The 26,176-nt window shown below is 35.8% G+C and carries 28 protein-coding genes and 1 tRNA gene; 16 read left to right on the top strand and 13 right to left on the bottom strand.

Annotation, left to right across the window (positions count from 1 at the left end; genetic code table 11):
- The first annotated feature begins 16 nt into the window (after positions 1-16).
- From spoVAE to V1500_RS06060, 3 genes are all read left to right on the top strand, one after another.
- The gene (gene spoVAE, locus V1500_RS06050; RefSeq protein WP_409304685.1) at positions 17-373 is read left to right on the top strand and encodes a stage V sporulation protein AE; all 357 of its coding nucleotides are present in this window, start codon (positions 17-19) and stop codon (positions 371-373) included.
- Positions 374-522: 149 nt separating this feature from the next.
- Positions 523-642 carry a YjcZ family sporulation protein gene (locus tag V1500_RS06055; protein WP_409304686.1) on the top strand — a complete coding sequence of 40 codons (120 nt, stop codon included), beginning with the start codon at positions 523-525 and terminating at the stop codon, positions 640-642.
- Positions 643-777: 135 nt separating this feature from the next.
- The gene (locus tag V1500_RS06060; protein WP_409304687.1) at positions 778-1,038 is read left to right on the top strand and encodes a stage VI sporulation protein F; all 261 of its coding nucleotides are present in this window, start codon (positions 778-780) and stop codon (positions 1,036-1,038) included.
- A gap of 74 nt (positions 1,039-1,112) precedes the next feature.
- Here the strand turns inward: V1500_RS06060 and V1500_RS06065 are convergent, their stop codons facing one another.
- Positions 1,113-3,383 (bottom strand): ATP-dependent helicase, encoded by a 2,271-nt coding sequence (locus V1500_RS06065; protein WP_409304688.1) that lies wholly within the window; start codon positions 3,381-3,383, stop codon positions 1,113-1,115.
- Positions 3,384-3,568: 185 nt separating this feature from the next.
- Here V1500_RS06065 and V1500_RS06070 point away from each other — a divergent pair, with 185 nt between their 5' ends.
- Positions 3,569-3,883 carry a hypothetical protein gene (locus V1500_RS06070; RefSeq protein ID WP_409304689.1) on the top strand — a complete coding sequence of 105 codons (315 nt, stop codon included), beginning with the start codon at positions 3,569-3,571 and terminating at the stop codon, positions 3,881-3,883.
- A 39-nt stretch (positions 3,884-3,922) separates the two neighbouring features.
- On the opposite strand, the gene V1500_RS06075 is transcribed toward V1500_RS06070, so the two are convergent.
- From V1500_RS06075 to V1500_RS06095, 5 genes are all read right to left on the bottom strand, one after another.
- Positions 3,923-4,396 carry a spore coat protein gene (locus tag V1500_RS06075; protein ID WP_409304690.1) on the bottom strand — a complete coding sequence of 158 codons (474 nt, stop codon included), beginning with the start codon at positions 4,394-4,396 and terminating at the stop codon, positions 3,923-3,925.
- An 86-nt stretch (positions 4,397-4,482) separates the two neighbouring features.
- Positions 4,483-4,830, bottom strand: coding sequence for a hypothetical protein (locus V1500_RS06080; protein WP_409304691.1), 348 nt, complete (start codon positions 4,828-4,830; stop codon positions 4,483-4,485).
- Between the two features lie 186 nt (positions 4,831-5,016).
- A complete protein-coding gene (locus tag V1500_RS06085) occupies positions 5,017-5,445 on the bottom strand; it encodes a GNAT family N-acetyltransferase (protein ID WP_409304692.1) in 429 nt (142 codons plus the stop codon).
- A 5-nt stretch (positions 5,446-5,450) separates the two neighbouring features.
- A complete protein-coding gene (locus tag V1500_RS06090; protein WP_409304693.1) occupies positions 5,451-5,966 on the bottom strand; it encodes a YjcG family protein in 516 nt (171 codons plus the stop codon).
- A 92-nt stretch (positions 5,967-6,058) separates the two neighbouring features.
- Positions 6,059-6,781: an alpha/beta hydrolase gene (locus V1500_RS06095; protein ID WP_409304694.1), complete on the bottom strand. Its 723-nt coding sequence runs from the start codon at positions 6,779-6,781 to the stop codon at positions 6,059-6,061.
- Positions 6,782-7,028: 247 nt separating this feature from the next.
- Here V1500_RS06095 and V1500_RS06100 point away from each other — a divergent pair, with 247 nt between their 5' ends.
- Entirely contained in the window at positions 7,029-7,586 is a 558-nt protein-coding gene (locus V1500_RS06100; RefSeq protein ID WP_409305928.1) for a phosphatidylglycerophosphatase A, read from the top strand.
- Between the two features lie 61 nt (positions 7,587-7,647).
- On the opposite strand, the gene V1500_RS06105 is transcribed toward V1500_RS06100, so the two are convergent.
- Both V1500_RS06105 and V1500_RS06110 read right to left on the bottom strand, forming a co-directional pair.
- Positions 7,648-7,869: a hypothetical protein gene (locus tag V1500_RS06105; RefSeq protein ID WP_409304695.1), complete on the bottom strand. Its 222-nt coding sequence runs from the start codon at positions 7,867-7,869 to the stop codon at positions 7,648-7,650.
- Positions 7,870-8,022: 153 nt separating this feature from the next.
- Complete coding sequence (locus V1500_RS06110) at positions 8,023-8,577, bottom strand: DsbA family protein (protein ID WP_409305929.1); 555 nt, start codon at positions 8,575-8,577, stop codon at positions 8,023-8,025.
- Positions 8,578-8,805: 228 nt separating this feature from the next.
- Between V1500_RS06110 and V1500_RS06115 the strand changes: the two genes are divergently transcribed.
- The 3 genes from V1500_RS06115 (at position 8,806) to V1500_RS06125 (ending at position 11,097) form a co-directional block, all read left to right on the top strand.
- Positions 8,806-8,878, top strand: a tRNA-Val gene (locus V1500_RS06115).
- Between the two features lie 152 nt (positions 8,879-9,030).
- Entirely contained in the window at positions 9,031-9,951 is a 921-nt protein-coding gene (locus V1500_RS06120) for a tyrosine-type recombinase/integrase (RefSeq protein ID WP_409304696.1), read from the top strand.
- 309 nt (positions 9,952-10,260) lie between these two features.
- A complete protein-coding gene (locus V1500_RS06125; RefSeq protein ID WP_409304697.1) occupies positions 10,261-11,097 on the top strand; it encodes an HNH endonuclease in 837 nt (278 codons plus the stop codon).
- 28 nt (positions 11,098-11,125) lie between these two features.
- On the opposite strand, the gene V1500_RS06130 is transcribed toward V1500_RS06125, so the two are convergent.
- Both V1500_RS06130 and V1500_RS06135 read right to left on the bottom strand, forming a co-directional pair.
- A complete protein-coding gene (locus tag V1500_RS06130; protein WP_409304698.1) occupies positions 11,126-11,341 on the bottom strand; it encodes a DUF3006 domain-containing protein in 216 nt (71 codons plus the stop codon).
- Between the two features lie 2 nt (positions 11,342-11,343).
- Complete coding sequence (locus V1500_RS06135; protein ID WP_409304699.1) at positions 11,344-11,676, bottom strand: ComEC/Rec2 family competence protein; 333 nt, start codon at positions 11,674-11,676, stop codon at positions 11,344-11,346.
- 175 nt (positions 11,677-11,851) lie between these two features.
- Between V1500_RS06135 and V1500_RS06140 the strand changes: the two genes are divergently transcribed.
- Positions 11,852-12,424 (top strand): ribonucleotide-diphosphate reductase subunit beta, encoded by a 573-nt coding sequence (locus V1500_RS06140; protein ID WP_409304700.1) that lies wholly within the window; start codon positions 11,852-11,854, stop codon positions 12,422-12,424.
- A gap of 36 nt (positions 12,425-12,460) precedes the next feature.
- Here V1500_RS06140 and V1500_RS06145 read toward each other — a convergent pair whose 3' ends face one another.
- Positions 12,461-13,264 (bottom strand): LAGLIDADG family homing endonuclease, encoded by an 804-nt coding sequence (locus V1500_RS06145; RefSeq protein WP_409304701.1) that lies wholly within the window; start codon positions 13,262-13,264, stop codon positions 12,461-12,463.
- 938 nt (positions 13,265-14,202) lie between these two features.
- Here V1500_RS06145 and V1500_RS06150 point away from each other — a divergent pair.
- Complete coding sequence (locus V1500_RS06150) at positions 14,203-15,384, top strand: SH3 domain-containing protein (RefSeq protein ID WP_409304702.1); 1,182 nt, start codon at positions 14,203-14,205, stop codon at positions 15,382-15,384.
- Positions 15,385-15,762: 378 nt separating this feature from the next.
- Here V1500_RS06150 and V1500_RS06155 read toward each other — a convergent pair whose 3' ends face one another.
- Entirely contained in the window at positions 15,763-16,011 is a 249-nt protein-coding gene (locus tag V1500_RS06155; protein ID WP_409304703.1) for a hypothetical protein, read from the bottom strand.
- Positions 16,012-16,142: 131 nt separating this feature from the next.
- On the opposite strand from V1500_RS06155, the gene V1500_RS06160 reads away from it, so the two are divergent.
- The 6 genes from V1500_RS06160 (at position 16,143) to V1500_RS06185 (ending at position 23,642) form a co-directional block, all read left to right on the top strand.
- Positions 16,143-17,345: an EVE domain-containing protein gene (locus tag V1500_RS06160; RefSeq protein ID WP_409304704.1), complete on the top strand. Its 1,203-nt coding sequence runs from the start codon at positions 16,143-16,145 to the stop codon at positions 17,343-17,345.
- A gap of 1,000 nt (positions 17,346-18,345) precedes the next feature.
- A complete protein-coding gene (locus V1500_RS06165) occupies positions 18,346-19,443 on the top strand; it encodes a hypothetical protein (protein ID WP_409304705.1) in 1,098 nt (365 codons plus the stop codon).
- Positions 19,444-20,004: 561 nt separating this feature from the next.
- Positions 20,005-20,943: a hypothetical protein gene (locus tag V1500_RS06170; protein WP_409304706.1), complete on the top strand. Its 939-nt coding sequence runs from the start codon at positions 20,005-20,007 to the stop codon at positions 20,941-20,943.
- 203 nt (positions 20,944-21,146) lie between these two features.
- Positions 21,147-22,145, top strand: coding sequence for an HNH endonuclease domain-containing protein (locus V1500_RS06175; RefSeq protein WP_409304707.1), 999 nt, complete (start codon positions 21,147-21,149; stop codon positions 22,143-22,145).
- A 41-nt stretch (positions 22,146-22,186) separates the two neighbouring features.
- Positions 22,187-23,269 carry an HNH endonuclease gene (locus tag V1500_RS06180; RefSeq protein ID WP_409304708.1) on the top strand — a complete coding sequence of 361 codons (1,083 nt, stop codon included), beginning with the start codon at positions 22,187-22,189 and terminating at the stop codon, positions 23,267-23,269.
- 52 nt (positions 23,270-23,321) lie between these two features.
- Positions 23,322-23,642 (top strand): phosphoribosyl-ATP pyrophosphohydrolase, encoded by a 321-nt coding sequence (locus tag V1500_RS06185; RefSeq protein ID WP_409304709.1) that lies wholly within the window; start codon positions 23,322-23,324, stop codon positions 23,640-23,642.
- 140 nt (positions 23,643-23,782) lie between these two features.
- On the opposite strand, the gene V1500_RS06190 is transcribed toward V1500_RS06185, so the two are convergent.
- Positions 23,783-25,762 (bottom strand): DUF262 domain-containing protein, encoded by a 1,980-nt coding sequence (locus tag V1500_RS06190; RefSeq protein WP_409304710.1) that lies wholly within the window; start codon positions 25,760-25,762, stop codon positions 23,783-23,785.
- Between the last annotated feature and the right edge of the window lie 414 nt (positions 25,763-26,176).

Raw genomic sequence — 26,176 nt, forward strand, 5'->3', positions numbered from 1 at the left:
ATTTTGGAGGGATTTTATGCTGCCAATGTTTTTCTGGGCATTTGTTATTGGAGGACTTTTTTGTGTGGTGGGTCAGATTCTGTTTGATGTACTAAAGCTTACGCCTGGCCACACGCTTAGTCTCATGGTCGTTATCGGTGCTGTACTGGGCGGGCTGGGCCTTTATGAACCGCTTATCGATTTTGCCGGTGCAGGAGCAACCGTCCCGATTACTTCCTTTGGCAATTCCTTAGTTGACGGAGCCATGCAGGAGGCTCAAAAGCACGGGATTATAGGCGTTGTTACGGGTATGTTCGAAGTCACCAGTGCAGGTATTTCCGCAGCCATCATATTCGGTTTTATCGGAGCACTGGTTTTCAAACCTAAAGGATAATGATCCATTTCTGGATTGCCATGCTGACCGACCTCGCAAAATTTCATCGTTTAGCACGTAAAAGTAAGAGATGCTGGGGAGAAGTCTATGCCGCTTTTTTATCAGTACATATGCTATTAGTATGCTAAGCAAAAAGCGAGGTGATTTACATGTATGGGTACGGATATGGATTTGGACATGGATATGGATATGGCTACGGTTTTAGAACCTTTGCCTTGATTGTTGTTTTATTCATTCTCTTAATTATTATCGGCTGCTCTTACGCGTAATTCCCAGCATAAAACGGGCTGATCCAGCCCGTTTAATTTTTTGTATCAAATTTTTTCAGCAGTCGTAGACGCCGATTTTCATGTAACCAAAATCTCTGTCACTCATAGTATAAAAACAGAGAGGGAGGCTTAGAGATGGATAATAACTTTTTTAAAAACGTGGAAAGCAAAACCGGCGTCAATATGAAGGATATTTTTGAGCTGGCAAATTCTCTCCAGGGGGCCAATTTTAAGGATGAACATACAGTGCGAAATGTAATAAAGCGGGTATCCAGAATCGCCAATAAGCCTGTAAGCAAGGAAATGGAGGATAAGCTGGTCAAATCTATCACACAGGATGGGAAAAACCTGGATTTTGGCACGATTGCGGGAATGTTGAATAATAAAAAAAAATAGGCAGGAAAAAGCGAGGATGTGCATCCCCGCTTTTTTGTTTTCTATGGAAAATGTTCATTTGACAACTGTTTGATTTAAAACTTGAGGAATCGGGATGGATGGGCTGTCTTGCCTCTTCTGGTTTGCGGTACAGATATATATAAATGTTCCTTTGCTCTTGTAGCCGCAACATACATCAATCTGCGTTCCTCCTCCAAGGCATCACTTTCTCCCTTGCGATGAGCATCCAGGGCAAAATCATGAGGAAGGCTGCCATCAACGGCGGATAAGACATACACTGTTTTATATTCCAAGCCTTTGGCTCTGTGAATCGTCGTCAGTTGTACTGCATCGTTTTCCTTGAAGGCCATTTGTTTCAGAGCTTTGTTTTGGGCGGTTACATGGTCTACATGCTCTAAGAATTCAGCCGCAGTATCGAAACGTTTAGCTGCAACCTTTAAATCCCTTATATCATCAGAGCCTTTTTCAATGCTGCCTTCATTCCCCCTCTTTTTTACATAATCCTGGAAACCCATATCTTTTTGAATGATCTCGAGCGCAACCGATGGACGCAAGTTCTTAAGTGAACGAAGCTGTTTCGGCATCATTCTCAGCCTCTTTTCCTGGAAAGCATGGCCTGTCCGGATATGGGAAAATGATTCGATGTAATCACAGTCCTGCAATATTGACTGAGCTTTCATATCCTGCAGTACACTCTGTTTTAGGAATAGTGATGACAAAATGTCTGATACAGCCTTTTGATTATGTGGGTCTATGCTCAATCTTAGAAAAGCGAGCATCGCACGCACAATCTTTCTGTCGTAAAAGGATTCCGCATCGCGATCGATTTTAAACGGGAGATTGGAGGATACCAGCCGTTCAAATATGGCACGGGACATCGAGTGAGTACGATAAAGAATAGCAAAATCTCCCGGATTGGCTCCGTCCGCCATTTTGTCCTGAATGTCGGTCAAGATCATGGTTGCCTCAATTTCTTCGTCATATGGGAAAAACATCACAGGAGGCATGGCAAAATTGTGCTGGGCCTTCATCGTTTTTTTCATTCGATTTTTATTGCGTTTGATGATTTCATTGGCTGCAGAAACAATTTCATGTGACGAGCGATAATTCTCCGTCAGTTTAACAATTTTAGCCTCTGGAAAATCATGCGGGAAATTAAGAATGAAGGAAGGGTCGCTGCCCCGGAACGAGTAGATCGCCTGGTCATCATCTCCCACTGCACAAATATTCCCTGATTTTGCAGATAGCATTTTTATTAATTCATACTGTACTTTGTTTATATCCTGGAACTCATCGACCAGGAAATAGTTGAATCTCTGCTGGTACAGCTCAAGTAAGTCTGGATTCTCCAGTAAAAGCAAGTAACAGCCAGTCAGCATATCATCAAAGTCATATTTGCCAGTCTTCTTTTTATATTCCTCGTATTTGGCATATAAGAAAGCACAGGACTTTTCCCAGTCATCCGCTGCTTTAATGGATTCAGGGAATACCAGTGAGTTTTTCCAAAAACCAATTTGCTGGAGGGCCTGGTCGAATGCAAACTCCTTTTCATCAAGAGAAATTTGACGGCCTGCTTCCTTAATGATCTTTTCCTTTTCCCAATCCCATTTGATCAACAGGTCCCGCTGCCATTTGCCGGGCTGGTGGAACATTAGCAGTTTGAAAAAAATGCTATGGAAGGTCCCGCAAACTAATTGATTCACTTTCGCACTGCCTAGGCCTGGATAGGCTAATAGCCTTTCTTTCATCTCCGACGCAGCTTTGGCTGTGAACGTAACAAGCATTATGCTTCTGGGGTCGATATTACGTTCCACTATCATATAAGCAGTTCGGACGGTAAGCACCCTAGTTTTGCCGCTGCCTGCTCCAGACAGGACGAGGAGAGGTCCATCTATTGATACTGCAGCTGTGTGCTGTTGTTTATCCAGCTCCACTCCCTGTTCTGCGAGGAGACTTATATATGTATCACGCATTTTGGCTGGGGAGGGAGCTTGATTGTTAAATGCTGATTTGCTTTTTATTGTTTGGTGAGCTTTATAACTTGTTGCAGAATCCGTTGTTCCATTTATGTTTCTAGCAAGAGGGATCCGGAACCCATTGTGCTCTTTATAATCAAAAGTTTCCTGTTTACTGGCTTCCAAAATGCGGGTATTGCCAGGGCATGTACTATTTTTTGTATGGTGTAGGTAGGAAGGAGCTTCATGGATTCCAATCTTGACGCGGACCAGTTCACCGCAGATCGGACATGGAAGCTCTCCACGACGTCCCTTTTCATATAGGGCTTGAAGTTGTTCGCTGGATAATAGCTCAAGAGGCAGAGCATTCTGGCCTGTTGGTGCATTCATAGCATTACCTCGTTCTCTAGTAGATAGTTCAAGTTAGTATGGACTTCAATTGGGTATCGAGATACTCATAATAACAGAAGAGAATCCAAACAAAAAGACTTGATATATGTTTAACGCAATTTAATTTTGGGTAAACCCCCATATAGATACAAATGGAAACGTAAACTTTAGCAGAGGTGATTCAAATGGGATACATAATGCCGGTTACAACATATCAATATATGCAATATGCAAATCGAACTGCAGAGGCGGAGAAAGCGCCATTAATAAATATACAAGGTATAAAACCGATCGCGCCGGTTCTCACATTTGAAGAACATCTGGAAGCTCAGTATAAAAAACATGAACAATCTGATCAGGCAATTAGAAATGTCCCGATTTTGACAATGCCTGTTGAAAAGCCGTTATCAAACTTCAAACGGCATATTCCGGCGAAACTTATAGAACAGACTTCTGCTGAGCTGACCGGCAAGGGCAGAGTGTTTAATCATATGATTTAGAAAGAAAAAAGAAAAGGACACCCGAGTGTCCTTTTCTTTTTATAGGATTTCCAGTTCGACAACCAGCGCCAACAGCAATTGCAGCAGTAGTTGGATATTTACGGCTACCTGTGCGTCGGTTGTAGTAACGTCGATATCCCTGGAATTTTCTACAATCGTTTTCTGGCGTGTAATCTGGCGGATTCTGGAAGATTGCAGCAATTCCTGAGTAATTCTTTCTGCTCTTTCTCCATCAGCAATCGAAATGCTGATTACCACTACGATGGCGGCCTGAAGAGCGGCTTGCAGGGAAAGTGCTGCTTTTACATCCGTGGAAGTTACACGAACATCACAGGAATCTTTAATAAAAACTAATTCTTCAGAAAGCTGGAGATCAGAGCTTACTTGTTCCGCTTCTTGTTCGACCAGCTCCCGGCCGCAGAACTCATCCATTGGATGGCGGGACTGTGGATCCAGCGCAGACCATCTGTTTTCTCCACTGTATGAATTGCTTTTATATACATCTTGATTCATAAAGTTATCCTCCTTTTATAGTATTCCCTATAAAATATGCTGTTTGGGAATCATTGTTTGGACGAATGCACTACTAATTTAAATGTTTATTTTTTTCGTCTTCTTCTGGCCAAGTTCAGTTTGTTAGGACGGCTGGTTTTTGTGGTGCTGCTCTCCGTTTGAAGAATGTTGTCCTCCGTTCTTTCCGCAATGACCGCTTCGGGTTCATGAATATCCGCTTGTGTGTTCGCAATTGATGCAGCATTCCCCGCTGGGTTTAATAATTTTTGGGACTGCATTTGCAAGTATTGTATGGTGTTCTTTAGTTTATCTTTTTCATCATTGCTAAGTGTGGCTTTTCCTTTTTTGATACCGTGCTTCCGCAGTGTGCGGGAAACAAGGAGTTCCATAAGTTTTTGATGTGATTGGTCCACGTCGAATTTGTTCTCAGTCATAGATATCCCTCCTTCACATTCCTATATTAGACTATGAACACAGAGGCGAATTGCCATAGGGCACCAGTGGAATTTGAATAGTGAGCAGAAATACTGATGGGGGATAAGGTGATGGGTATAGCAACAGCATATTATAACGAATATAAAAAACCCCCTGGATCATGTAATCCAGGGGAATTTATACAGTCATTTCAGCTCTTTTATCATTGTTTTATGCGGAATGCCTGCGTCAAGAAATTCTTCAGAGGCAACCCGGTAATGAAGTTTTTCATAAAATGGAATCGCATGTGTCTGACCATTCAGCTTAAGTTTTTCAATGCCTTTGTCGGCAGCATAGCTTTCAATGGCTTTCATGATTAAGGCACCTGCACCTTTATTTCGTCCTTCTGAAAGCACACAAATCCTTTCCACCTTGCCAATGCCGTCCAATATCCTGAATCTGCCGGCGCCAATCGGCGATCGTTCATCATTATATAACACGAAATGGGTGGCATCCTTTTCGAATTCATCGATCTCTTCTTCGGCGGGAACGTTCTGTTCTTCGATAAAGACTTTTTTTCGGACAAAATAGGCGTCTTCCAGTTCTTCTTTAGTTTGCACGATTTTTATATTCACTCTGGTTATTCCTCTCCTAGATGAAAAGTTTCATACACAGTCCACGATCCATTTTCAAGCTGATACATGAGATGAAACCGATCTACTTCCTCTTCATGTGTCATATTTAACATCCGCAATTGTCCGAACACATCGGAGTGCTCATCATCAGACAACTTCTGGCCGATTGTGATATGGGGTACAAAAGAATAATCTGATTTATCATTAAAATATTCTCCATTGTGCAGATCCTTATGAAGAGACTCCAGCTCAGGAGTAGATTCAACCTTCAAATAAATCGTATTGTTTACAGGCTGGAAAGAGCTTGCCTTTAGTACTTTTAATTGAAAGGGTTGAGCACCGGAAGCGATTTTTTTTAATTTATTCGAAATGCTTTTCATTTCGGTCTCAGTTGCTTCAAATGGGCCTTTCAATGTAAGATGCGGAGGGATAAGCGAGTAATGCGGATCATACCGTTTACGATAAGAGTTAGCAACATCTTGAAGTTTTTTCGATGGGAAAATTGCGACACCATATTTCATCTTTGAACCTCCTGAAAAAAGTATGTACTTTCATAATTATAACAAAATCTTCCGATAAACCGGTAACGAATTAGGTTGATGGCTAACTAATGTCAAAACATTTCCTTTAAAGCACGCTTTAAATCCGGCTGCCAATATTTCCACGTATGATTGCCCATAAATTCCTCATAAAAATAAGAAAAGCCCTTTTGGTTAATGAGTTGATTCAGCCGGCGATTGGGCTCGATAAAATTCTGGATTTCTCCATTCGTTGTCGGGACTTCCGTCTCCTGTGTCCCTATGACATGATACAGTTCGATTAACTGTGGAAACTCAAAATCCTCAACTGCCTTTAAGACTGCCTCGTCCACATAAGGGGACTGAAGGAGAACCTTACCAAATGTATTCGGGTATTTTAGCGCTGTTAGAAGGGAAACAGTCGCTGCAAGGGAATCTCCAATCAGTGCCCTTCCTTGGCCTATATGATATGTGGGGAATTCATTGTCCAGGAAGGGGACAAGTTCATGGCTGAGAAATCTTATATATTGTGCATGCTGCTCCCCTTCAGGATGGTATTTGCGCCTGCGATCCTGTACATCTTTATATGGGACACCTACCACAATGATATTCTCGATCTCCTGCTCTAGTACAAGCTCATCCAATATCCTTCCGATGCGGCCGAGCTGAAAATAATCTCTTCCATCCTGAGCGATTAAAAGGGAGTATTTATACAGACTGGAAAAATTGGGCGGAAGATAGACAAGTAAATCAACTTCCTCCGCCAGTTCTTTACTTTGAAAAGTATATTCCTTTATAGTACCTGATGGTTTAGACATCTCCACACCCCATAACGATAGTAGTAAGTAAGGGATTACATGAATATTTTAGCATAAGAAATGCGTGAATGGCCTTTCAGAAAGTGCAAAATACAAGATGGAGTACTTATATTTTGGAAATAAGCAGCATAATGGTCTATATTGTGATTATTTTTAGATTATTCAATTTAATATAGTCGTATTCTGTCTTCAGGTAAAAACTCCATGATATAATATGGCATATAAAGGAGAAAGGGTGAAGCAGATTATGACCGTCAACCGTGTCCATAGCAGGGACGTTACGCTCGCAGCAAAGAAAGCGTTACAGGAAAGGGGAGTCAGCATAGAGGCTATTGCAGAAATTGTATATGAAATGCAGTTTCCTTATCATGACCATCTAACTTTGAATGATTGTATTGTAAGTGTCGACAGGGTGCTCGTGAAAAGGGAGATACAGCATGCGATCCTGGTCGGGGTGGAACTGGACAGGCTGGCGGAGCAAAAAAAGTTATCTGAGCCGCTGCAAAGCATAGTCGAGTCGGATGAAGGGTTATTTGGGGTAGATGAAACAATTGCCTTCGGTGCTGTCTTAGGCTACGGAAGCATTGCCGTTACCACCTTCGGCCATCTGGATAAAAATAAGATAGGGATCATCCGGGATTTAGATACGAAAAAAGCGGACAGGGTACATACCTTTCTGGATGATATGGTTGCCAGTATTGCTGCTTCAGCCGCTTCCAGGCTCGCGCACAGACTGCGGGATGAAGAGGAAGCACTGACTGATAATGAAATGGATGAAAGACAGCAGGAAGAAATAATCGGTTAAAAGCTTCCGGTCCATATCCATGAACTGTCGGTGATCATGATGTGTTTGAAATTGTGTACGTTTAACCAGGCTGCTTGTAGCGGGGGCGGATTAATCTGGCTGACAGGATGTTTTCGGCTTTAAATGTCCGTTTAGTTTTTCTCAAATAACAATATGCACGTATAAGATTTCCCTTTATTTCCAATATCTGAATTCTTCTTTGAGAGATTGCTCCCTTATCAGTAAGGTAGATAATTTCTAAAGGGACACCTTCCTCTAAATTTCGCAGAAAGATTGTCTGCACATAAATCCCTCCTTGTTACTTTATAACTATATTATATACGAACGAATGTTCTTTATGCAAATGAAAAACACGAACAAACGTTTCGTTTCTGTTTTGATAATCATGAAAAAGGAACGGCCTACATGGCCGCTCCTGATTATACCGAGCCCTTAGTTAGTGCTGGTTTCCATCTATTTCTTCTGCAATGATTCTTTCAAGTGCTTCGCGGGTGTGCAATCCCTGTACACGCCGTGTACCTATGAAGAAGGTAGGGACCGCGGTGATTTTCGCGTCATAATAAGCATGCCTTAACGCCTGTTTGTGATGCTGTTCATATTTTCGTTCCGTAAGGGCTGCCTCGAATTCCTGTCTATCGAGTCCTGCCGTTTCAGCAATGTCCGCTAAAACAGATACCTGTCCGATATTTGCACTGGACTCCCAGAATTGTTTCAAGACTGCTTCCACATATTCATTGCCTTTGCCATGTTCCTTTGCAAATCGAAAGCCTTCATGCGCCAGATGTGTATGGGGAACAGGATCTAGCTGTGGCATATTCATCTTGACACCGAATCTCTCGGCCATAGGCTTGATCGATTGATGCCAGCCCTGCTGAAACCTTTCATTCTTGGTAGAAAGGGTTTCAGTCGGATAAGGGCGCAATTCAAATGGCATCCATTCGATTTCAATATCTTTTCCTTGTATAGCTTCTTTAAGCGGAGCCTCCGCTATGTAACAAAACGGTCAAACAAAATCGGAATAAATTCGAATCTTCAATGACATGTATAACTCCTCCTTTTACGGTGTAGTGTATCAATAATCCTGCACGGAATACGAAGGATATGCCTGGAAAAACGGCATAGATAACATCACTTTTATAATGACGAACTATTTTAAAATAGCTATTGACTTTTACACAGAAATACATATAATTAAATATGTACCTAAGTTGCTCCATACGATCTGTTAGCTCAGCTGGGAGAGCACAACCTTGACAGGGTTGGGGTCGGGGGTTCGAGCCCCTCACAGGTCATCAAAACGGTAGGGACGTTGATATTACAGCGGTTCTACCGTTTTTTATTGCATAGGTTTAAATTCGGTTGAGAAAGTGGACGCAGTTAGACCCCTTTCTCACATTTAAGACCACTAACCTTCTGAAAAATTTGAGAGGGAAGTGGTCTTTTTATGTTATTGAAATTTGCTATACAAGATTTCAAAGATGATAGGCAGTTCAAAAATCTTTCTGAACAAACAATCAAAACGTACATGATTCAATTAAATGAGTTTCAAGGATTCTGCGTTAAAAAGGAAATTCTTAATGTGGAAGATGTTACTGCTAATACAATGAAATCGTATTTCATTTACTGTATGAAATTGAAAAACAATAATCCTGTGACGGTCAATACGAAGATTAAGAATCTAAAAGCATTTTTTAATTACATGGTTGAAAGTGGAATAATAAATGAGAATGCCAACCCAATGTCTAAAATTGAGAAAGCTAAGACGGATGTTAAAATTGACGTTTTTAGCGACAATCACATTAAGCAGATGTTGAATTATTACAGAAGATTAAAGGGCAGGGAACACGCCCTTTATGCCTATAGAGATTACACTCTAATCCTTACCTTGCTTGGAAGTGGAATGCGTTTAGGTGAGTTATGTAATCTCAAATGGAAAGAGGTTGACTTGGTTACCGGCACTATAATAGTTTTCGGTAAAAATCGAACACAGGCAAGTATTCCAATTACTGATAAGTTGGTGAAGGAATTAGCGGAATACAAGGTGTTTTGTCAGCAATATTTTCAAGAACAATCTGAACATGTATTTGTAAATAGGGAAAATAAACCTATGACAACTGATGCAGTAAAGAATGTCTTTAAACGGTTGAAAGCTATCATGAACTTCAAAGATGTTAGGTTATCAGCACATACTTTTAGACACACATTCGCCCACAGATTTTTAATGAATGGTGGGGATGTATTTACCCTTCAGAAAATGTTACGACACAGCAACCTAAAGATGACGGAAAAGTATCTTGCTATTTGGGGCACAGCATTAAGAGAGCAAAACGAAAAATTTAATCCGCTTAGCAATTTAAATTTGTAAATATGAATGAAAATGAAGAGGATTAAAAACCTTTGCTCCTCTTTGTTCTGTATTTTTTGCAAAATCAAGTACGAAATGTCAGCCATACTTGAACGGGGGGATGGTTGACAGGAAAAAACACCACTACCATTACTGAGGGCAAGTGAATACTTCAATACGGACACCCAGATGTATTATATTACGATATACGAGTGTTATTTTTTACATAGAATTCGTACATACCAAATTTGAAAATTATATATCTTTCACTTATATATCCAGTAAAATATAATAGAGATATTGGGTTCAAATCAGAGTGGAGTGACAAACTTGGTCTTTCAACCGAACATTAAAATTGGACAAATCTTAAACAATAACCAGATAGCAGAAGTATTTAAATGCTCGACGCAAGGTGGTATGAGGCGTTCTCATGCAACTAATACACTTGTAATCATCTCAGACCACACAAAACTATACGAAGATAAATGGATAGGAAAACTATTTCATTATACTGGTATGGGTAAAAAGGGTGACCAAAGTCTTTCATTTGCTCAAAATAAAACATTAGCTGAATCAAATAATAATGATGTAGCAGTACATCTATTTGAAGTATTGCGACCTACAGAGTATGTATACATGGGACAGGTGGAGTTAGTTGGAGAACCCTACCAAGATGAACAATTTGACGAAGATAAAATATTAAGAAATGTTTGGATTTTCCCCTTAGAGTTAGTAAGTGGTAAAAAGCCTCTTAGACTCCCTAAGAGATTAATAGATTCAAAGGAAGAAGCAAGAGAAAAACTAGCACAAAAGTTATCTGACGAAGAGCTAGCCCTAAGAGCAAAGCATGCAAGCAAAAAAGCCACCTCTAGGACTGTTACTACAAATAATTTTGAGAGAAATCCTTTCGTTACGGAATATGCAAAACGCTGGTCGAAAGGGATATGCCAACTTTGTGAGAGACCAGCTCCTTTTATGAACAAGAAGGGAGAGCCACATTTGCATTGCCATCATATAATATGGCTATCTAAAGGTGGAGAGGATAGTATTTATAATGCAATAGCTGTCTGTAGCAATTGCCATGATAAACTTCATATACTAGATTTAGAATCTGATGTATTAAAATTAAGGCAGAAAGTGGAACAGCATCACCTATTGAAAATATAAAAGGAGAGCGAAATTCTCGCTCTCCTAATTAATCCTCCCAAACATCATTCATTAACTCTTCTATCTCTTTTCTTAATTTTTCTGTCTCCTCTTTTGAAACAGTTATTTTATCACCATCGAACAACAATACATCGCCGACTTCTGCATTTTTTGGTATCTTACTTCTCGGAAAATCCTGCGTCTCTCCATCAATCTCAATAACAGTAATATCGCCTTCGAAACGGTCTATAATTCCTTTTTTCATTGTTACTTCACCGTCTTTATAGTTATTGTTTTGCCATTCGAAGTGAAGATGATATTTCCACTCTTATCAGTTCTATAGATTTTTGATTTGGCATTAATTAAACGCTTAACAACTTCAGAGGTTGGGTGACCGTATGCATTCTTTCCTACACTAATAGCAGAATATGTGGGTTTTGCGATATTAACAAGACCTGCACTAGTTCCCGTCTTTGCTCCGTGGTGGCTTACTTTCAATACATCTACCTTAGAAATAAGTATCTTAGCAAGCATGTCATTCTCTGATTTTAGTTCTGCATCACCACTAAGCAAGAACTTCTTGTTACCATGTTTAACCATTAATACTCCGCTCCAGTTATTCAAATCCGAGTTTGGATATGCTTTTACAGGTGCAATGAACTTAATAGAAATATTTTTGTCTTTACTTGGTATTATTAAACCATTTTGTGCGGTTTTGATTTTATGACTTCTCCTTTAACTACTAATAAAAAATCTTTATAAGCTTGAGTAGTATGTGACACACGGAAGCTACATCGGATATAAGTTTAAATTAGGCTACCAAAGGCTATCTAATGATAAGCAGGAGGAGCTAAAGTCATGGCCTTACCCAATGCTGTACAAACTCTATGAGAATGAGTGTAAGTACACTGAGTACTTATATGATGAAATAGGGTGGACAGAGGACGTAAAGGTATTCCTTCGTTACAATGCAAACAAGGCATTGATGAATCTAGGACTGCCACCTTTATTCCCGGATACTGCAGACGATGTAAACCCAATCGTATTGAACGGCCTATCGACTGCAACCAATAACCATGACTTCTTCAGCCTGGTGGGAACGGATACCGTCTATCCATTGTTGAGGAGATGCAAGAGTCGGATTACGACTACTAGGGGGATCGGAATATGTCTGATAAATTACTGCTACCAATGGTGTATTTATTCTGTTATGATGTTCAATGTGTACACAGGTATCTTATGGTACCTGCAGGGATATGAGGGAGTAGCTATATTTGATGGCATTATCGCCCTGGTATTGCTTGTACTATTGATAAAATATGTAAAAAAATCAATAAACAAGGTGTAAACTAGAAAAAAGCCTAACCCTTCGATAGGTTAAACTTTAAAAAAGCGAAAGTTGCCCGTATAAGCGTTGAGACATTCTTTCTCTTTTATATATAACAAAGGCACCTGGTTCTACATCTTCATAAATAATCTCTGCAAGGCGTGCCACTTCATGTTTACCACTCACCCAAATGCGGTAGATTGGGTTACCCTTTGGAGTACTTTGAGTTCTTATCTCTGAACGCAAACCCCATGATTGAAAAACACTGAGTAGTCCTTCAGCAAATAATAAACTCCCTGACGTAACGTTTAATACATAACCTAAAGGGTGTACCCAACCATCCCCGTCTATAACCCCGCGAACTAAGGAAGGGCGAAACATCTTAGGTGCTTTAGGAAATTCCACAGTTAAAGATTTCCTGGCATAAACTCCTAAGTTATTTAGGTCTTGTACCACCTTAGCTGAATTAATTATTAAAACAGGGGTTTTCCTTGTTTTACTAATCGTTCCCAAGCGATAATCGGCACCCATGTATTCTGCTACTTTCCTTAAAATATTCTCATCCTTTTGAGTCAGACCTAATTGATGGTGTTTGGGGTTAATGTGACCGTCAGTGATAATCAAACCTAGTACCCATGCCATTCGATTAGTCCACTCGGAAAAGAACTTCTCATTAACTTTGTACCTTCTAGGCTGTCCTGAATGTGGCTCCCTATTCATTTCTATTCCGTGTTTGTACATAATGTTTCGGATAGCCCTGGCACCGATCCCGGCCAATGGTTCTAGTTGCTTAAAAGGCATTCCACTTTTATATAACTTAATAATTTCCTCATCCGATAATAGTCTATTTCCTCTTGGCATATTATCCCTCCTATATACCTATCATAATACGATTAAAGTATTATAGGAAGTTAAAGCTAAGTTAGAAAGGAAATGAAAACATGCACCCTATAGAACAAAGAGGAATATAAAATAGCTGAATATTGTAAGAAGATACTGTAACTTGAAACAGCAAAGCTTCCTGAAGAGTATTATTATACCAGTGTACCGCTTTGCGTTATAGATTCCGTTTTTTCTATTGGTGTAAGGTATGAAGGTCTGAATAATACAGTAGCTAGGTATTGTGACTATTCAATTTGAATAAGTAGAGAAAAGGAACAGAGCATCCAACCTTAAGTGAGCAACAGTCAGTTGAACTCCTTTAATGAGTTAGGTTTGGATACATATGTACAAAAGGTATTCCAAAATATACAGAGAACTTCAACAAGAAATGGAATTTTAAAAGCTGAAGCAGTATATAACTTTTGTAACATACTACAAAAATATGATGTGAATTACATACAGGATGTAAACAAACTCTATGATAAAAAGAATATGAAACAGATATAAATGCTATACAGGGTCAGAAGAGTGGTATTTCACTCGTTTATTTTTACATTGTAGGTGAAGACAATTGGGTTAAACCAGACAGAATGATTATTCTTTTTCTTAAGAACGTGCTAGAAAGAAAAGTAAAGATTAATGAGGCACAAAGCCTGTTGCAACTATATCTGAACTACTTATCAACGAACTCTCTCACATTACATCACGTTATTAGACTACCAAATATGGAATTATGTTCGAAGGAATGCTTATTGAGTTAGGAAATTTTTTCGCAAATGATATTAAAAAAGATTGGATACCAATGGAGTTATTGAATTTTTTTCTCTCCAACTCTTAAGTTTATGAAGTAATAATTTCGACATAACACAGGCGATACGTTTCTGTGATATAAATAACCAATTGTGGAGGAATTACGTATGAAACAGCTTACAATCACAATGGTACTTACTTTGCTAATAAGTATCTTACCGCTTTCATTTAGAACGGAAGCATCAGAAGTTAGTTATCTAAGAGATACGACGAAAAACTACACTTATCGCTACTATGGTGATAACAATGAATGGGAGACATTAACATACAATGGTATTTATAAAGGGAAAGATAATGTTAAAAAAGGGTATGAAGTATGGAATTTAAATAATAGTAGTGGGTATAAGGGGCAGGTTTTGGAAAAAGAAACAAAAGAAGGGTTATATAGTTCGGATGTTTATAATACTGGTGATTTACTAGTTTCTTATCCCCTGAAAGTAGGCACAAGCTGGACAATGAAAGGTGGCAAGTGGACTGTCAAATCATTAAGTAGAACGGTTAAAACTCCTGCTGGAACTTTTAAAAATGTTATTGAAGTAGAGGGAGTTTATGAAGAAGTTATTTTTAATAACTTTTATGCAAATGGTGTGGGTCTAATTCGTCAAGATTCTGATGGAAATGTAATGATGGAATTAAAAGAACTAAGGAAAAAAAATTCAGCAGAAGTTAAAACTGCATTTGTAGATGTTTCTAGTGGAAGGCTAAGTGTTCGCAGTGGAGCAGGTAACAAATATAAAATAGTAGGCTCATTAAAAAACAATGCAAAAGTGACTGTTTATTCTCAAACCAAAAATGGTTGGTCTGAGATAATTTATAATAACAAGAAAGCATATATATCCAACCAGTATTTAAGGTTTTATACTAAAATGTCTGCTATCAATGCAAAGAAAATAGTCGATAGAATAAATAAAATTGAGCAAGAAGCTGTAAAAGGAGAGTTTACCAAAAATCAACTTTATGCTCGCATGTCTCAAGGTTACACAACTTCGTTTATTGATGGTTATTTTAAAACCGATGTCATGGAATACAGAAAAGACAAATATGGAAATAAAACGTATGAATATAGAGCTTCTGATTTCAATTACTACACCATGCACTACATATGGACAAAGAGTAGTTACACTAAGCCACCAACTATAACGTATTATGATAAAAATGGTAAACAATATTTAATTATTTCTCAGTATTGGTACAGAGATGAGATAAGAAATGCATATACAGGAAAGCTGTACTTAATGAAAGAGAATTCGAAATCTAACTGGAAAGTGTATAAATTTAATAGGAGATGATAAAACATTAGACACCATTCAATGGTGTCTTTATTTGTAATTTTCAAAGAAGACCCTAGACATAAGGAGTATTGATTAAAAACATAAGTTCAATAGCAGACGTATCAGGTAGATTACTAATGAATTATAAAGCTTGCGTGTGGTCTTTAAAACTAAACGCATGCAGTTCGTTATCAATTGTGAAAGCATTATAATCATTATTCCAAGTTACAGAGTATATTTGTTAGAAAGTCTAAGAGATAGAAAAAACGATAATAATGTATAAGAAAAACCACTCTTAAAAAGTGGTTTATTCTTATTTATTGGGTGCGTAACTCAAGATTGTTGCGTACTATTCATACATAAGATTAATTCCAAAGCAGACATCTCAGGGAGGTTTCAAATGAAGTGGTAAGTATAGACATGGTCATTGAATGAAAAGGTTTGTAGTTCATCAAATACAGTAAACGCATTTTCATACTTATTCCAGCTAATAGAATAGAGATAAACCAGCTTCTTGTTAGTGAACCTGTTTACTGAAGAAAGGATAGTAATACCTATATCAGGCTTCAGAGGGCTAATTATAACAGATTCGATTTCTGTGCCTTCTAATAAGTCGTTATCAAAAATAACGTTTGGTTCTCGCATACTAATCACCTCATTAAGTTTTATAGAAATGACATTCAACGATTTATATTACAATCCCTATGAGAAAAAGTGACAAATTGTTACAATATAGTTAACTTAATAAATCATTAAATGGAGGGGGATAACATTTTATGTCAGTCGCGAACCAACTTGAAGTAGACTTCCATAAAGCAATGTTACAAATTTATGATAATGCCAAAAAAATAGGGTACAATGCTTCCAGATTTAGAAACATGGTTGCGAATCAAGGTGGTCTGAATGTCGCAAAGAAATTTATAAAGAATAATACTCCTTCGGATGGATTCACTAGCTTATGGGAATTAGGTAGATTGGATTTAACAGTTGAAGCCTTAGTTCTTTCACCAGAGTACGCAAATTTATTTAGTGTTGAAGAAAAACAAATAGTAAGAGAGCGATTACAGGAATATGGTTTTGAGTTAACAGATAAGCCTATAACAAAGAAAAAAGAACAAGTTAAAACGTGGATATTTCAAGGGAATCCCAAAGTTTTTGATATTGATAATTACGTAAAAAATAATAAATATATCTGGTGGTCATTAAGACAAGAACATTTTGAAAGTCAGATAAATATCGATGATGTAGTCTTTTTGTGGCGTTCTGACGGAGGTAATCGTGGTACTGGAGGTATTTTAGCTAAAACTAGAGTAGTCGAATTACCCGCTAATCATACTGAAAGTGAAGAAACTCAAAACTATTGGTATACAGACGATTGGGACAATGATTACTTAGCTGTAAAGTTGGAAGTACAAGAGGTGAGATTAGAAAATGGATTTGTTAATCGCATTTCAATTCTCGAACATGAAACCTTAAAGGAGTTATTAATTTTAAGACTTCGACAGCAAACAAACTACTTATTAGCAGAAGAGCATGCAGAAGAATTGCATAATCTTTGGAATAAACAGTCTTCCAAATTTGACCTTTTTATCACACAAGTTGGAATGGATATAGATTCAGAAATTGCTGACGAAACAGGTGAACCACTCCAAAAGGATGGAAAGATAACTGAGTATTATGGTAAACGATATGAACGGAATCCACAAAACAGAGCAAGAGCATTAGAACTTCATGGTTTTGACTGTTATGTGTGTGGTTTTAATTTTGAAAAGGTTTATGGTGACCGAGGGAAAGACTTTATTGAAGTTCATCATGTGAACCCTTTAGGAACTGTTAAACAAGAAGTAGCGATAAATCCAGAAACAGATTTACTTCCTGTTTGCTCGAATTGCCATAGAATGATACATAGAAGTAAAGATGATGTTTTGTCCATCGATGAGTTAAAAAAATTGTTAATCAAGGAATACCAACCAAGTTAAAATTGTGATTTTATCAAAAAGTAACCAATAACTGCTTTATAGACATATTTTTATTGGTCTAACGACTGAGAGTTCAATAAGAATAAATGAAGTAAATGTCATTAATAGAGTGGTTTATGTATAACCTTACTAATTCTATAATCTGGAAAAATATAGAATAATAATTGAAATTCAGTTCTTTTATACAAACAGATAAAAATTTGGAAATTACATCAACAACAAGCTCGCTAATGAATTTGTAAACACTTTCGGTAGCTACTCCGTTGCTCCGCTTAGACCTCACTTCGTTCGGTGGGCTTCGCCCCATATTTACACATAAAATGGATGTCGTATATAGATTGAATGGGTGAAAGTGTTTAACACTGTTTTATATTAATGTCAATAGTTATATAGCATGTTTTTTGACTTTTTACATTATTTGTGGTATAATATAATTATAGTCAGCTAACTGACTAAACTATATAACATTTAAAGCTTAATAAACGCTAATAAATTTGAAACAACCCAAACACAAATTTTCCTCTCTAAAAGAGGTTATTTGTGTTTTTTTTGTTTTCTAGAACAAAAAAATGATGTAAGGGAGGAAACAGAAATTTAGATTTAATTACGCCTGCAACTTGCTTCGCAAGTTCTTCTTTTGTAGAAGCACGTTAAACAAGTTGTCCCGCTTCGCTAATATCAACTTGTTCAACGTGTTGCGACACGAAGCAAAAAGTCGCTGATATGACTTAGACTGATCGGATGTGTTGGTGAGTAATTTTTTAATACAACAAAATCATTATCATACATATCACGCCTTTGGCACTTTGGGCGAGGTCGAAGAAATGAGAGCATTTACGCAGTAATTGCGAGCATTTCGCAGTAATTGCGAGCATTTCGCAGAGATGGTGGCAAAGTGCAAGACCAATACTTCAAGATAGGAACTTGCTTGATAAATAACTATAAAATATATAGTAAGCGAGTTCCTATCCTAAACAAAATTTGAAAGGAAAGTTAAATAATGAATAATGAATTGATTGTAACAACAGCAGAATTTGCTGAGATGTTTGGAACAGATAAATGCAAGGAGTATTTTGCAAAGTATAAAAAGCTTGGTGGTCATAAAGATTCAACTATCACAACAGCTAAAACAAAATGGGGTGTCGTTGAGGATATGGGTCGAGGAAAAGGTTATAAATTGGCAGACAAGTTAGATGAAGAAATTGACCGTAAACAGTTTTTAAACTATGACAATTGTGGTCAAGGGCAAATGATTTATGGTTATGAACTTCATAACGCTACTCTAAAATTCATCTTAGATAACTGTAAGAACAAAATGATAAACATGTCGCTTACCAGATGGTTGATTGCATTGCGTTTAATTGATTCAAGATTAGGCAAAGCAGGTTGGTCTGAGGATGTACGTAAGAGCCATATAGCACAGTTGATGAAACAGTACAATGATGAAAAAAATATAGTAATTACTCAATCAGATATTGAGGTGTTAGAGCAATTCACAAGTCTTGAATTGAAACGCTTGAAGAGAAACTTATCATCTACATTTGAAAAATTAGCAGGTGCAGGAATTATCATTCATAACAAATCAATGTTTGGATGTCCTGTTGGTGAAGATGACAAGGGTAACGAGTTAAACCACAGAGAACTAACAGATGGTGAGATTGAAAAGGTCGCAAATCTAAAGCGTGACCTATCAACTAAGCACAATGTATCTCTTGATGAGGTAGGTTGGAAGACAAAAAACAAAGATGTAATTGCTTATAAGAAGGAATTAGATGCAGAACTTGAAGCGATGGGCTTTAAATATCTATATGAAACACATGCCTGTGTTGTACAAGCATCTGATAAGCAGATTGAGAAATTCATTGACAAACTTAATAAAAAGGGTCAATTACAGGATGAGCATGAATTAAATGAAGAAAGATTAATAGCTATCATTGCTAACTTCAAGAAGTTGTTTGGCGAAAAGTCACTTGAATTGGCGACCACCAGACAAGATAATCCAACAGGTAGCAAACACATTAAGCAGTTAAAGGCATTTAAAGAGTATGTCCCATTGTGGGAAAAGCTACTAGTCTTCTATGAATTTAGTCGGAAATAGTAAACCTCTCTCTAACACAAAGGTGCGACCCACACGCATCGTAAACACAACACAAATCCCCTTAAACATAAAACTTCATTTAAACACGATTATTCCTTAATCAAAACACAAACATAAATGCCCAATTTAGCATTTCAAACATAAAGTGAAAGGAATAAACCCCCATGTCTGATGGGGTTTATTCCTGAAGAAATTTGAATTTTATTATCATGGATTTGGTACATTATGATGTGATGTGTTTTATCCCTCCATTTGTGTTAAAAATATGATTACGATTAAAAAAACATTCAGAAATACCTCTATAAAGCATTTTCTATCGTGTAAATCATAAAGAGCGGAACATATTTTAAACATAAAAGCCTTTTAATTATAGCGGATTAAATAATTTGTATCTGAAGACTGATAAATATAGATTAACAAAATTATACATAATTTATCTATGAAACTTTACGCTCTTTTACCTATGAATATTAAGATATTTTCTATATATTTTCACACTGTATTAAATGGAAATGGTAAAATTGACATATATTAGAAATATTTACGGGGGTGTAGTTTTTGATGAAAAAGTATAATGTTTTTATTATTTTAATTATTCTTTTTAGTTTTACTTTATTTATGGGAGGATGTTCTTCTTCTACTAATGGTTCTAAATCTACAGAAAGTTCTAAGTCTACAGAAGGTTCCGAATCCACACAAGGCTCAAACGGGCAGAAAGTAGAGGTTAGCACAGAAAATAAAAATATAAAAAGCGAAGAAAAACAGAAGATTCCATTTAAAATTGATGATTTTGTTTTAAACGTTACTCCAACTGGAGAAATTGACAGTGCTGGAGGAGTTTATTATTCTTATCAAATAAAAAATAATTCTCCAATACCAGTACAGGTAATGGAATTAAATATAAATTTAGAATTTGAAAATGGACAAAGTTTAGTTGATAATATTATAATACCTAATACTTTAATGAATGGACAATCTGTAGGGGGTTCAAATGAAACTGTGTATCCAGAACCTGCATCAAAAATAAAATCTTATCAATTACTAGGATATAAAGTTTTAGATGCTAATGGCGTCCTTTATGTTGCCGATTTACAATTAAAGAAGATTGATGTAAATGATTCTAATAGAATGTCTGGAGTTATTGAAAATCCTCCATTTAAAATTGATGATTTTGTTTTAAACGTTACTCCAACTGGAGAAATTGATAGTGCTGGAGGAGTTTATTATTCTTATCAAATAAAAAATAATTCTCCAATACCAGTACAGACAATGGAATTAAATGTAAAGTTAGAATTTGAAAATGGACAAAGTTTAGTTGATAATATTATAATACCTAATACTTTAATGAATGGACAATCTGTAGGGGGTTCAAATGAAACTGTGTATCCAGAACCTGCATCAAAAATAAAATCTTATCAATTACTAGGATATAAAGTTTTAGATGCTAATAATAATATTTACAATGTAGACACACAATTAAAGTTAGTGAAAAATAATTAATTTTGTTCAATAAACTTATATTTAAACTACTGATAGAAATTTCTGATGAGAACACAATGTAGGCACTCAAAAAAGGGTGTCTATTTTTCTTTTGCACACATATTCCCTTTGTTTTTAGCCTTGTCAAAATTTAAAGTCGTTTGGAAATATCTATGATAAAATTATAACCGATAAATTTAAGCAATTCTTTGGAGGAAGTTCTTTTGAATGTAAATGACTTTAATAAAGAAGACTATTGGAGGACTATAATACTTTATGGATTAAATCAAGCAACTTACAAAATAGCTTTAGGACAGTCATTAATTCGTTTTTCTCAGGAACAAAAAAACTTCGTGTCAATGAACGAATTAGCAGAAGACTTTTTTGACATGTATAAAGAGCGTTTAAAGAATGGGAAACCACAGTTAGCAACTCCTAACAGACAAACTGCTATGGAACGTATAGTAAACTCGTTCAATATTGGAAAACTATCAAGAAGCCAAGCAATAGAGAAAGTTGAAAGAGAAGCTTTTAATGATGTTATTGATAGGTTTCATACAGTAGATAGTTTAAAAATGCCAGTAAGTTTTTATGAAAAAACTGATAAAGGCTTAGTTATCTTTGATAAAGTGTTTGACATTTTTTCAGACAGAAAAAATATTGAATTGCAGAATGAATTAAATGCTCGTTGGGATTTACTTGAAAGTGCTTTTGAAATAAAAAGAACCAATAGTGAGCTCGTGAATGACATTAGAAAATTATATTTAGTTAATGGGTATGAAAGAACTGATATAACAAAAAATCGCTCTGTTCTAAACGGGTATCAAAACAACGTTTGTTTCTATTGTGGAGAAATAATGGTTGATGATGATGTGCATGTTGACCATGTGATACCTCGACAACTTATCAATCATGATGACATTTGGAACTTAGTATTATCACATGGTTTCTGTAACCTGCAAAAGAGTGACAATTTACCAGATAAACACTATATAGTAAAACTTATTGAGAGAAATGAGTATTTTATTAAGAGTAACCATCCAATTAGTAATAAACTTAAAGCACAGCTCGGTAATACACCAAAACAAAGAAGAGTAACTGTAGATAACATATATGAGCATGCTAAATTAGTTTTATCTCCGTGGAAAGGTATACATGGTTATAATCCAGTATCAGACCCCTTTTATAAAACTTTCATACGGAATTTATTAATCTATAAATAATATTTAACTCTAAAGAATACTACAATTCTGGAGGAACAAGAGTGATTACTGAAGCAATTAATTATGTTCTAAATGAGGTACATAATCCAGCACTTAACCACCCAACTTTAGATAAATCTATTAAAAATAAGGTGCAAAGGTCAAAAACTGTTATAAGTAAAATGAAAAAAATAGGTGATATATACAATTATCTCAGTAAATTTTCTAATGTACCTGCAAAAGGGGAAAGGTTAGTCTATGATGAGTTAAAGAAACTTGGACTTAAGACTTATGAGGATTTATATGTCGAATTTCAACATGAATTTAATAATTACCTGGATGAAGTTACAACTTTATCTGATTTTACAATTGGTAAACAATATAGTTCTTGGGATATTGCGATTTTTTCAAAAACCTATGATGTTCAATCTGGTATTTATAAAATTCCTGGTAATCCAGAATTGAAAGCAATATTTATAAAAGCTACGCTCGAAAACGGAAAGTATAAAAATGAATGGTTAGTTCAAAATGAAGTATTAAAATATTATTTTTATAGCCTTAAAAATAAGTTTAGTACAGAGTATGAAGTTAATAAAGCAATACTTTCTTCTAAGGTAAAGAATATACCTATTTATGTATTTATCAAAGAAGGTACGATTTGTACTCTATCAGGCATCTTTGAGTTTGTTACTTATACTATTGAGCCAGACAATTCTATGTGGTTCACCTTAAAAAAGGTTGATATATATAAAGTTGATAATCCAGTCAATGAAATAGAGTATGAGAGAGACTTTACTGAAAAAGTGGTTAAATCCTTATCCGATGTGGCTGGAAGAAAGCAAAGACTTAAAATAGCACCGAAAACACCAGGAATTATAAAAGTAGTAACTACAAATTTTAAAAGAAATCCAGACGTTGTAGCCGAAGTTTTAGATAGAGCGGATGGCGTGTGTGAGTTTTGCGGAAATGATGCACCTTTTGTTCGGGCGAGTAATGGTACACCTTATCTAGAAGTCCATCATGTTATCCCGTTAGCGTTAGGTGGAGAGGATACCATTGAAAATGCTATGGCTCTATGTCCAAATTGCCATAGAGAAGCACATTTTGGGGACAATAGACAACTTTCCAAACCTCGGAAGATATAGCAAGCATTGTTTATTTTACGTACCATTAAGTAAGATAGGGGGTTCAAAAAATATGGAAAAGGTTTATAACAAGTTAGTGAGAGATAATATCCCTAGTATTATTTTCAAAGGAAACAAAGAACCTATAACTTATATTGCAACAGAGAATGAAGCAAAACAAATGTTAATGGATAAGTTAATCGAAGAGTTAGAAGAATTTAAAGAAACACCGATAGAAGAGGAATTAGCTGATATTTTAGAAGTTATTGATGGGCTTGTTACCATATTCAATCTTGATATGGATAAAGTAAAAAGTATTAAAGAGAGCAAAAAAGAAGAGAGAGGGGGGTTTGAAAGGCGGATTATTTTAGAAAAGGTAATTGAACGGAAATAGAGACACTCTTTAGAGCATTTTGCATTTACTAAGCGGTAGGTAGTAACCACTTAAATACTTATATCTCAATATACTATAAAGTTTAGAAATTCACATAAATTAAAGCACTTGGAGACATCAAGTGCTTTAATTAGTTCTATTCAAGATTTTAATACAATAAAGATTTCTTCTTCTTGATAATCCATTACTTCAATTAATTGCTTAAGGATTTGTAAAAGGGTTTTTGTATTAGAGTTTCCTTCTAAATAAACACCTTGAAAAACCTCTATAGGTTTTCTTAGATCCATTTGATGAAAGCTAATATTATTTGTAAGAAGGTTATTGTACTGTGAACGAGATTGAATAATTTTTCTCAATTTGACTGAATCATGGTCATTTAGGATGTTGAGAACACTTACTGAAAAATCTCTCCAAGAATCCACTTCAAATTTTTTGTCTCCCAATAGATAAGCATCGATCCTTTGACCTGTAAAATCCTTCGATTCATCTACAATAGAATATATTAATTCATTATCAATTTTTCTTTCGTAATTTGTTAAGGGATACCCCCAAATTTCTTCAGCGATAATACTAAGACTTTCTGCTCGGTTTAGAATTTCCTTTTCTCCCCAAGTATTAATCGTTCTAAGGTATTTATTTAGCGTTAGTTTACTGTCATTATACCCATTTTCCATTTCCTTTTTTTCCTTAAATGTTCGGTTACTCAAGGAAGAATTATATCCTGTTAAAGTTAAGTTACCTATAGTATGGAGATATTTATCGTGAACTTCTTGATAATTTATACCTAATTCGTCAATCCATTGGGGAGTAAGCTTTCTAGGCATAATATGTTCAATATTAATGATATTTTCGGAAATGAGTTCTTCAACCTTTACCTTCTCTTTATGTCCATAATTCTCTAATCGCTCAAACAAATAGGTCTTATTTTTAGCTTTAAAATTATATATATCCCTATTTTTGAATGCTTCTTTAAATTCTATATCATTTGGAAATCTTTGATTTCCATCTTTATTAATTAAGAGGTACTGAAAAATAGAGAAATAGTTCTCTGTATAATCTTCAAAACGTTTAATTTCTCTTCCTAATGACATGAATGTCTTATTTAGCGTATTGGTTGGAATACTGCAAATAAGACGTCTAAAAACATAACTCTCAATATTTTCTAAAACAACTACAAGTTCTTCTTCATTTATTAATCCATATGAGTAATCATTATATAACTCAAGTAAAAATGGATAAACTGTATAGTTTTCCAGGTTATTAAGCCTTTTCATAACTTGGTTAAACTTTTCATTTGAAGAGTTTGCATTAATGATGTAATCGTAATATTTAGAATACACAAGCAGTTCATTTAGTAGTTCTACTAAGTCAATGTTCTTTATTGTTACATATCTCTTAAACTCTTTGAATAATTTATTTATATTAGGAATCTTTCGTTCCTTGAATGTTAAATAGTGTCTGATGAATGAACTAACATCATAATTTGTGTTTTTTTCTATATTATTCCAATATTTATTGTACAAGAGTTCTTGCTCAGAAAGTTCCTTCTTCATAAGAATAAAATTTCGGACTTTATCAGCTTCAGTCAAATCTAGACCAGTTGAGTTCAGGCTTTCAAATATTAATTGTGGGTCATCATTTGGTTGTAATTCAATTTCAACTATCATGAGATGTTCTATTGCCCTAAATAGACTATCAACTGTAATCTCTTGTTTTAATATTCTATTATAAAAGTAACGGTAATTTTCGGTTATATTTGAATCCTCTATTACTTGTAATGTGGAATCAAAAAGCCGTATAAATGCTTGGTGGTCATCCTTTATAGGTTTTAATCTAATCTTTTTTTCTTTCTCATTAGACCACTTATTAATCAGGTAAACTTCCATAATTTTTTCGGCCAAACTAGGCGTTTCAATAGTAATACTCTCTTGAATAATTACGTTGTGGATTGCTAGAAGTAATAATGTTACGGTTGTTAATCTTTGTTGACCATCAATTATAAGAAATTCGGTATTACTCGATCGTCCATATTGGTTATATAAATGTACAACAGACCCAAGAAAATGAGTTCTGTAGTCATCATTTACGATAGAAATTAAATCGTTGTAAAGTTGTTCCATTCATAGTTTCTTTGATAGACAGGTATAACAAAGTTTTTATTTGCACCATCTAGAAATCTAATCAAAAACTCCTCTTGAGCCTTCATTACGTACCTCCAAATAAGATGAAATCTATATGCCAATGTTTATAAAAAGGAAAACCTAAGAAAATTATAACATGTCCTACAGTTGTTCCTTAACAGGACACTTTGGGGGAGCTTTTAACCATACATAAATAATTGTTAAATCATTAATGTTAATGCTCTACCACTCCCGCAATCGGAGTGAAAAATGCTACCGTGTGAACGTTAGATAATACGCTTAATTGACAATGTTTTTACGTGTGAAATTATTCAACAAACAGGAAGTTCAAGAAGAGGACTTAGCTATCTTGTTAAAAAGGATCTGTTTTAATTCCCTCAGTTCTTTTATTCC

This window comes from Peribacillus sedimenti (assembly GCF_046237635.1).
GTDB lineage: Bacteria > Bacillota > Bacilli > Bacillales > DSM-1321 > Peribacillus > Peribacillus sedimenti.

What these genes read in the sequence shown, in the direction of transcription:
- spoVAE (WP_409304685.1), top strand. Translation starts at nt 17, where the DNA reads ATGCTGCCAATGTTTTTCTGGGCATTTGTTATTGGAGGACTTTTTTGT.
- V1500_RS06055 (WP_409304686.1), top strand. Translation starts at nt 523, where the DNA reads ATGTATGGGTACGGATATGGATTTGGACATGGATATGGATATGGCTAC.
- V1500_RS06060 (WP_409304687.1), top strand. Translation starts at nt 778, where the DNA reads ATGGATAATAACTTTTTTAAAAACGTGGAAAGCAAAACCGGCGTCAAT.
- V1500_RS06065 (WP_409304688.1), bottom strand. Translation starts at nt 3,383, where the DNA reads ATGAATGCACCAACAGGCCAGAATGCTCTGCCTCTTGAGCTATTATCC.
- V1500_RS06070 (WP_409304689.1), top strand. Translation starts at nt 3,569, where the DNA reads ATGGGATACATAATGCCGGTTACAACATATCAATATATGCAATATGCA.
- V1500_RS06075 (WP_409304690.1), bottom strand. Translation starts at nt 4,396, where the DNA reads ATGAATCAAGATGTATATAAAAGCAATTCATACAGTGGAGAAAACAGA.
- V1500_RS06080 (WP_409304691.1), bottom strand. Translation starts at nt 4,830, where the DNA reads ATGACTGAGAACAAATTCGACGTGGACCAATCACATCAAAAACTTATG.
- V1500_RS06090 (WP_409304693.1), bottom strand. Translation starts at nt 5,966, where the DNA reads ATGAAATATGGTGTCGCAATTTTCCCATCGAAAAAACTTCAAGATGTT.
- V1500_RS06095 (WP_409304694.1), bottom strand. Translation starts at nt 6,781, where the DNA reads ATGTCTAAACCATCAGGTACTATAAAGGAATATACTTTTCAAAGTAAA.
- V1500_RS06100 (WP_409305928.1), top strand. Translation starts at nt 7,029, where the DNA reads ATGACCGTCAACCGTGTCCATAGCAGGGACGTTACGCTCGCAGCAAAG.
- V1500_RS06120 (WP_409304696.1), top strand. Translation starts at nt 9,031, where the DNA reads ATGTTATTGAAATTTGCTATACAAGATTTCAAAGATGATAGGCAGTTC.
- V1500_RS06130 (WP_409304698.1), bottom strand. Translation starts at nt 11,341, where the DNA reads ATGAAAAAAGGAATTATAGACCGTTTCGAAGGCGATATTACTGTTATT.
- V1500_RS06135 (WP_409304699.1), bottom strand. Translation starts at nt 11,676, where the DNA reads ATGGTTAAACATGGTAACAAGAAGTTCTTGCTTAGTGGTGATGCAGAA.
- V1500_RS06145 (WP_409304701.1), bottom strand. Translation starts at nt 13,264, where the DNA reads ATGCCAAGAGGAAATAGACTATTATCGGATGAGGAAATTATTAAGTTA.
- V1500_RS06150 (WP_409304702.1), top strand. Translation starts at nt 14,203, where the DNA reads ATGAAACAGCTTACAATCACAATGGTACTTACTTTGCTAATAAGTATC.
- V1500_RS06155 (WP_409304703.1), bottom strand. Translation starts at nt 16,011, where the DNA reads ATGCGAGAACCAAACGTTATTTTTGATAACGACTTATTAGAAGGCACA.
- V1500_RS06160 (WP_409304704.1), top strand. Translation starts at nt 16,143, where the DNA reads ATGTCAGTCGCGAACCAACTTGAAGTAGACTTCCATAAAGCAATGTTA.
- V1500_RS06165 (WP_409304705.1), top strand. Translation starts at nt 18,346, where the DNA reads ATGAATAATGAATTGATTGTAACAACAGCAGAATTTGCTGAGATGTTT.
- V1500_RS06170 (WP_409304706.1), top strand. Translation starts at nt 20,005, where the DNA reads ATGAAAAAGTATAATGTTTTTATTATTTTAATTATTCTTTTTAGTTTT.
- V1500_RS06185 (WP_409304709.1), top strand. Translation starts at nt 23,322, where the DNA reads ATGGAAAAGGTTTATAACAAGTTAGTGAGAGATAATATCCCTAGTATT.
- V1500_RS06190 (WP_409304710.1), bottom strand. Translation starts at nt 25,762, where the DNA reads ATGGAACAACTTTACAACGATTTAATTTCTATCGTAAATGATGACTAC.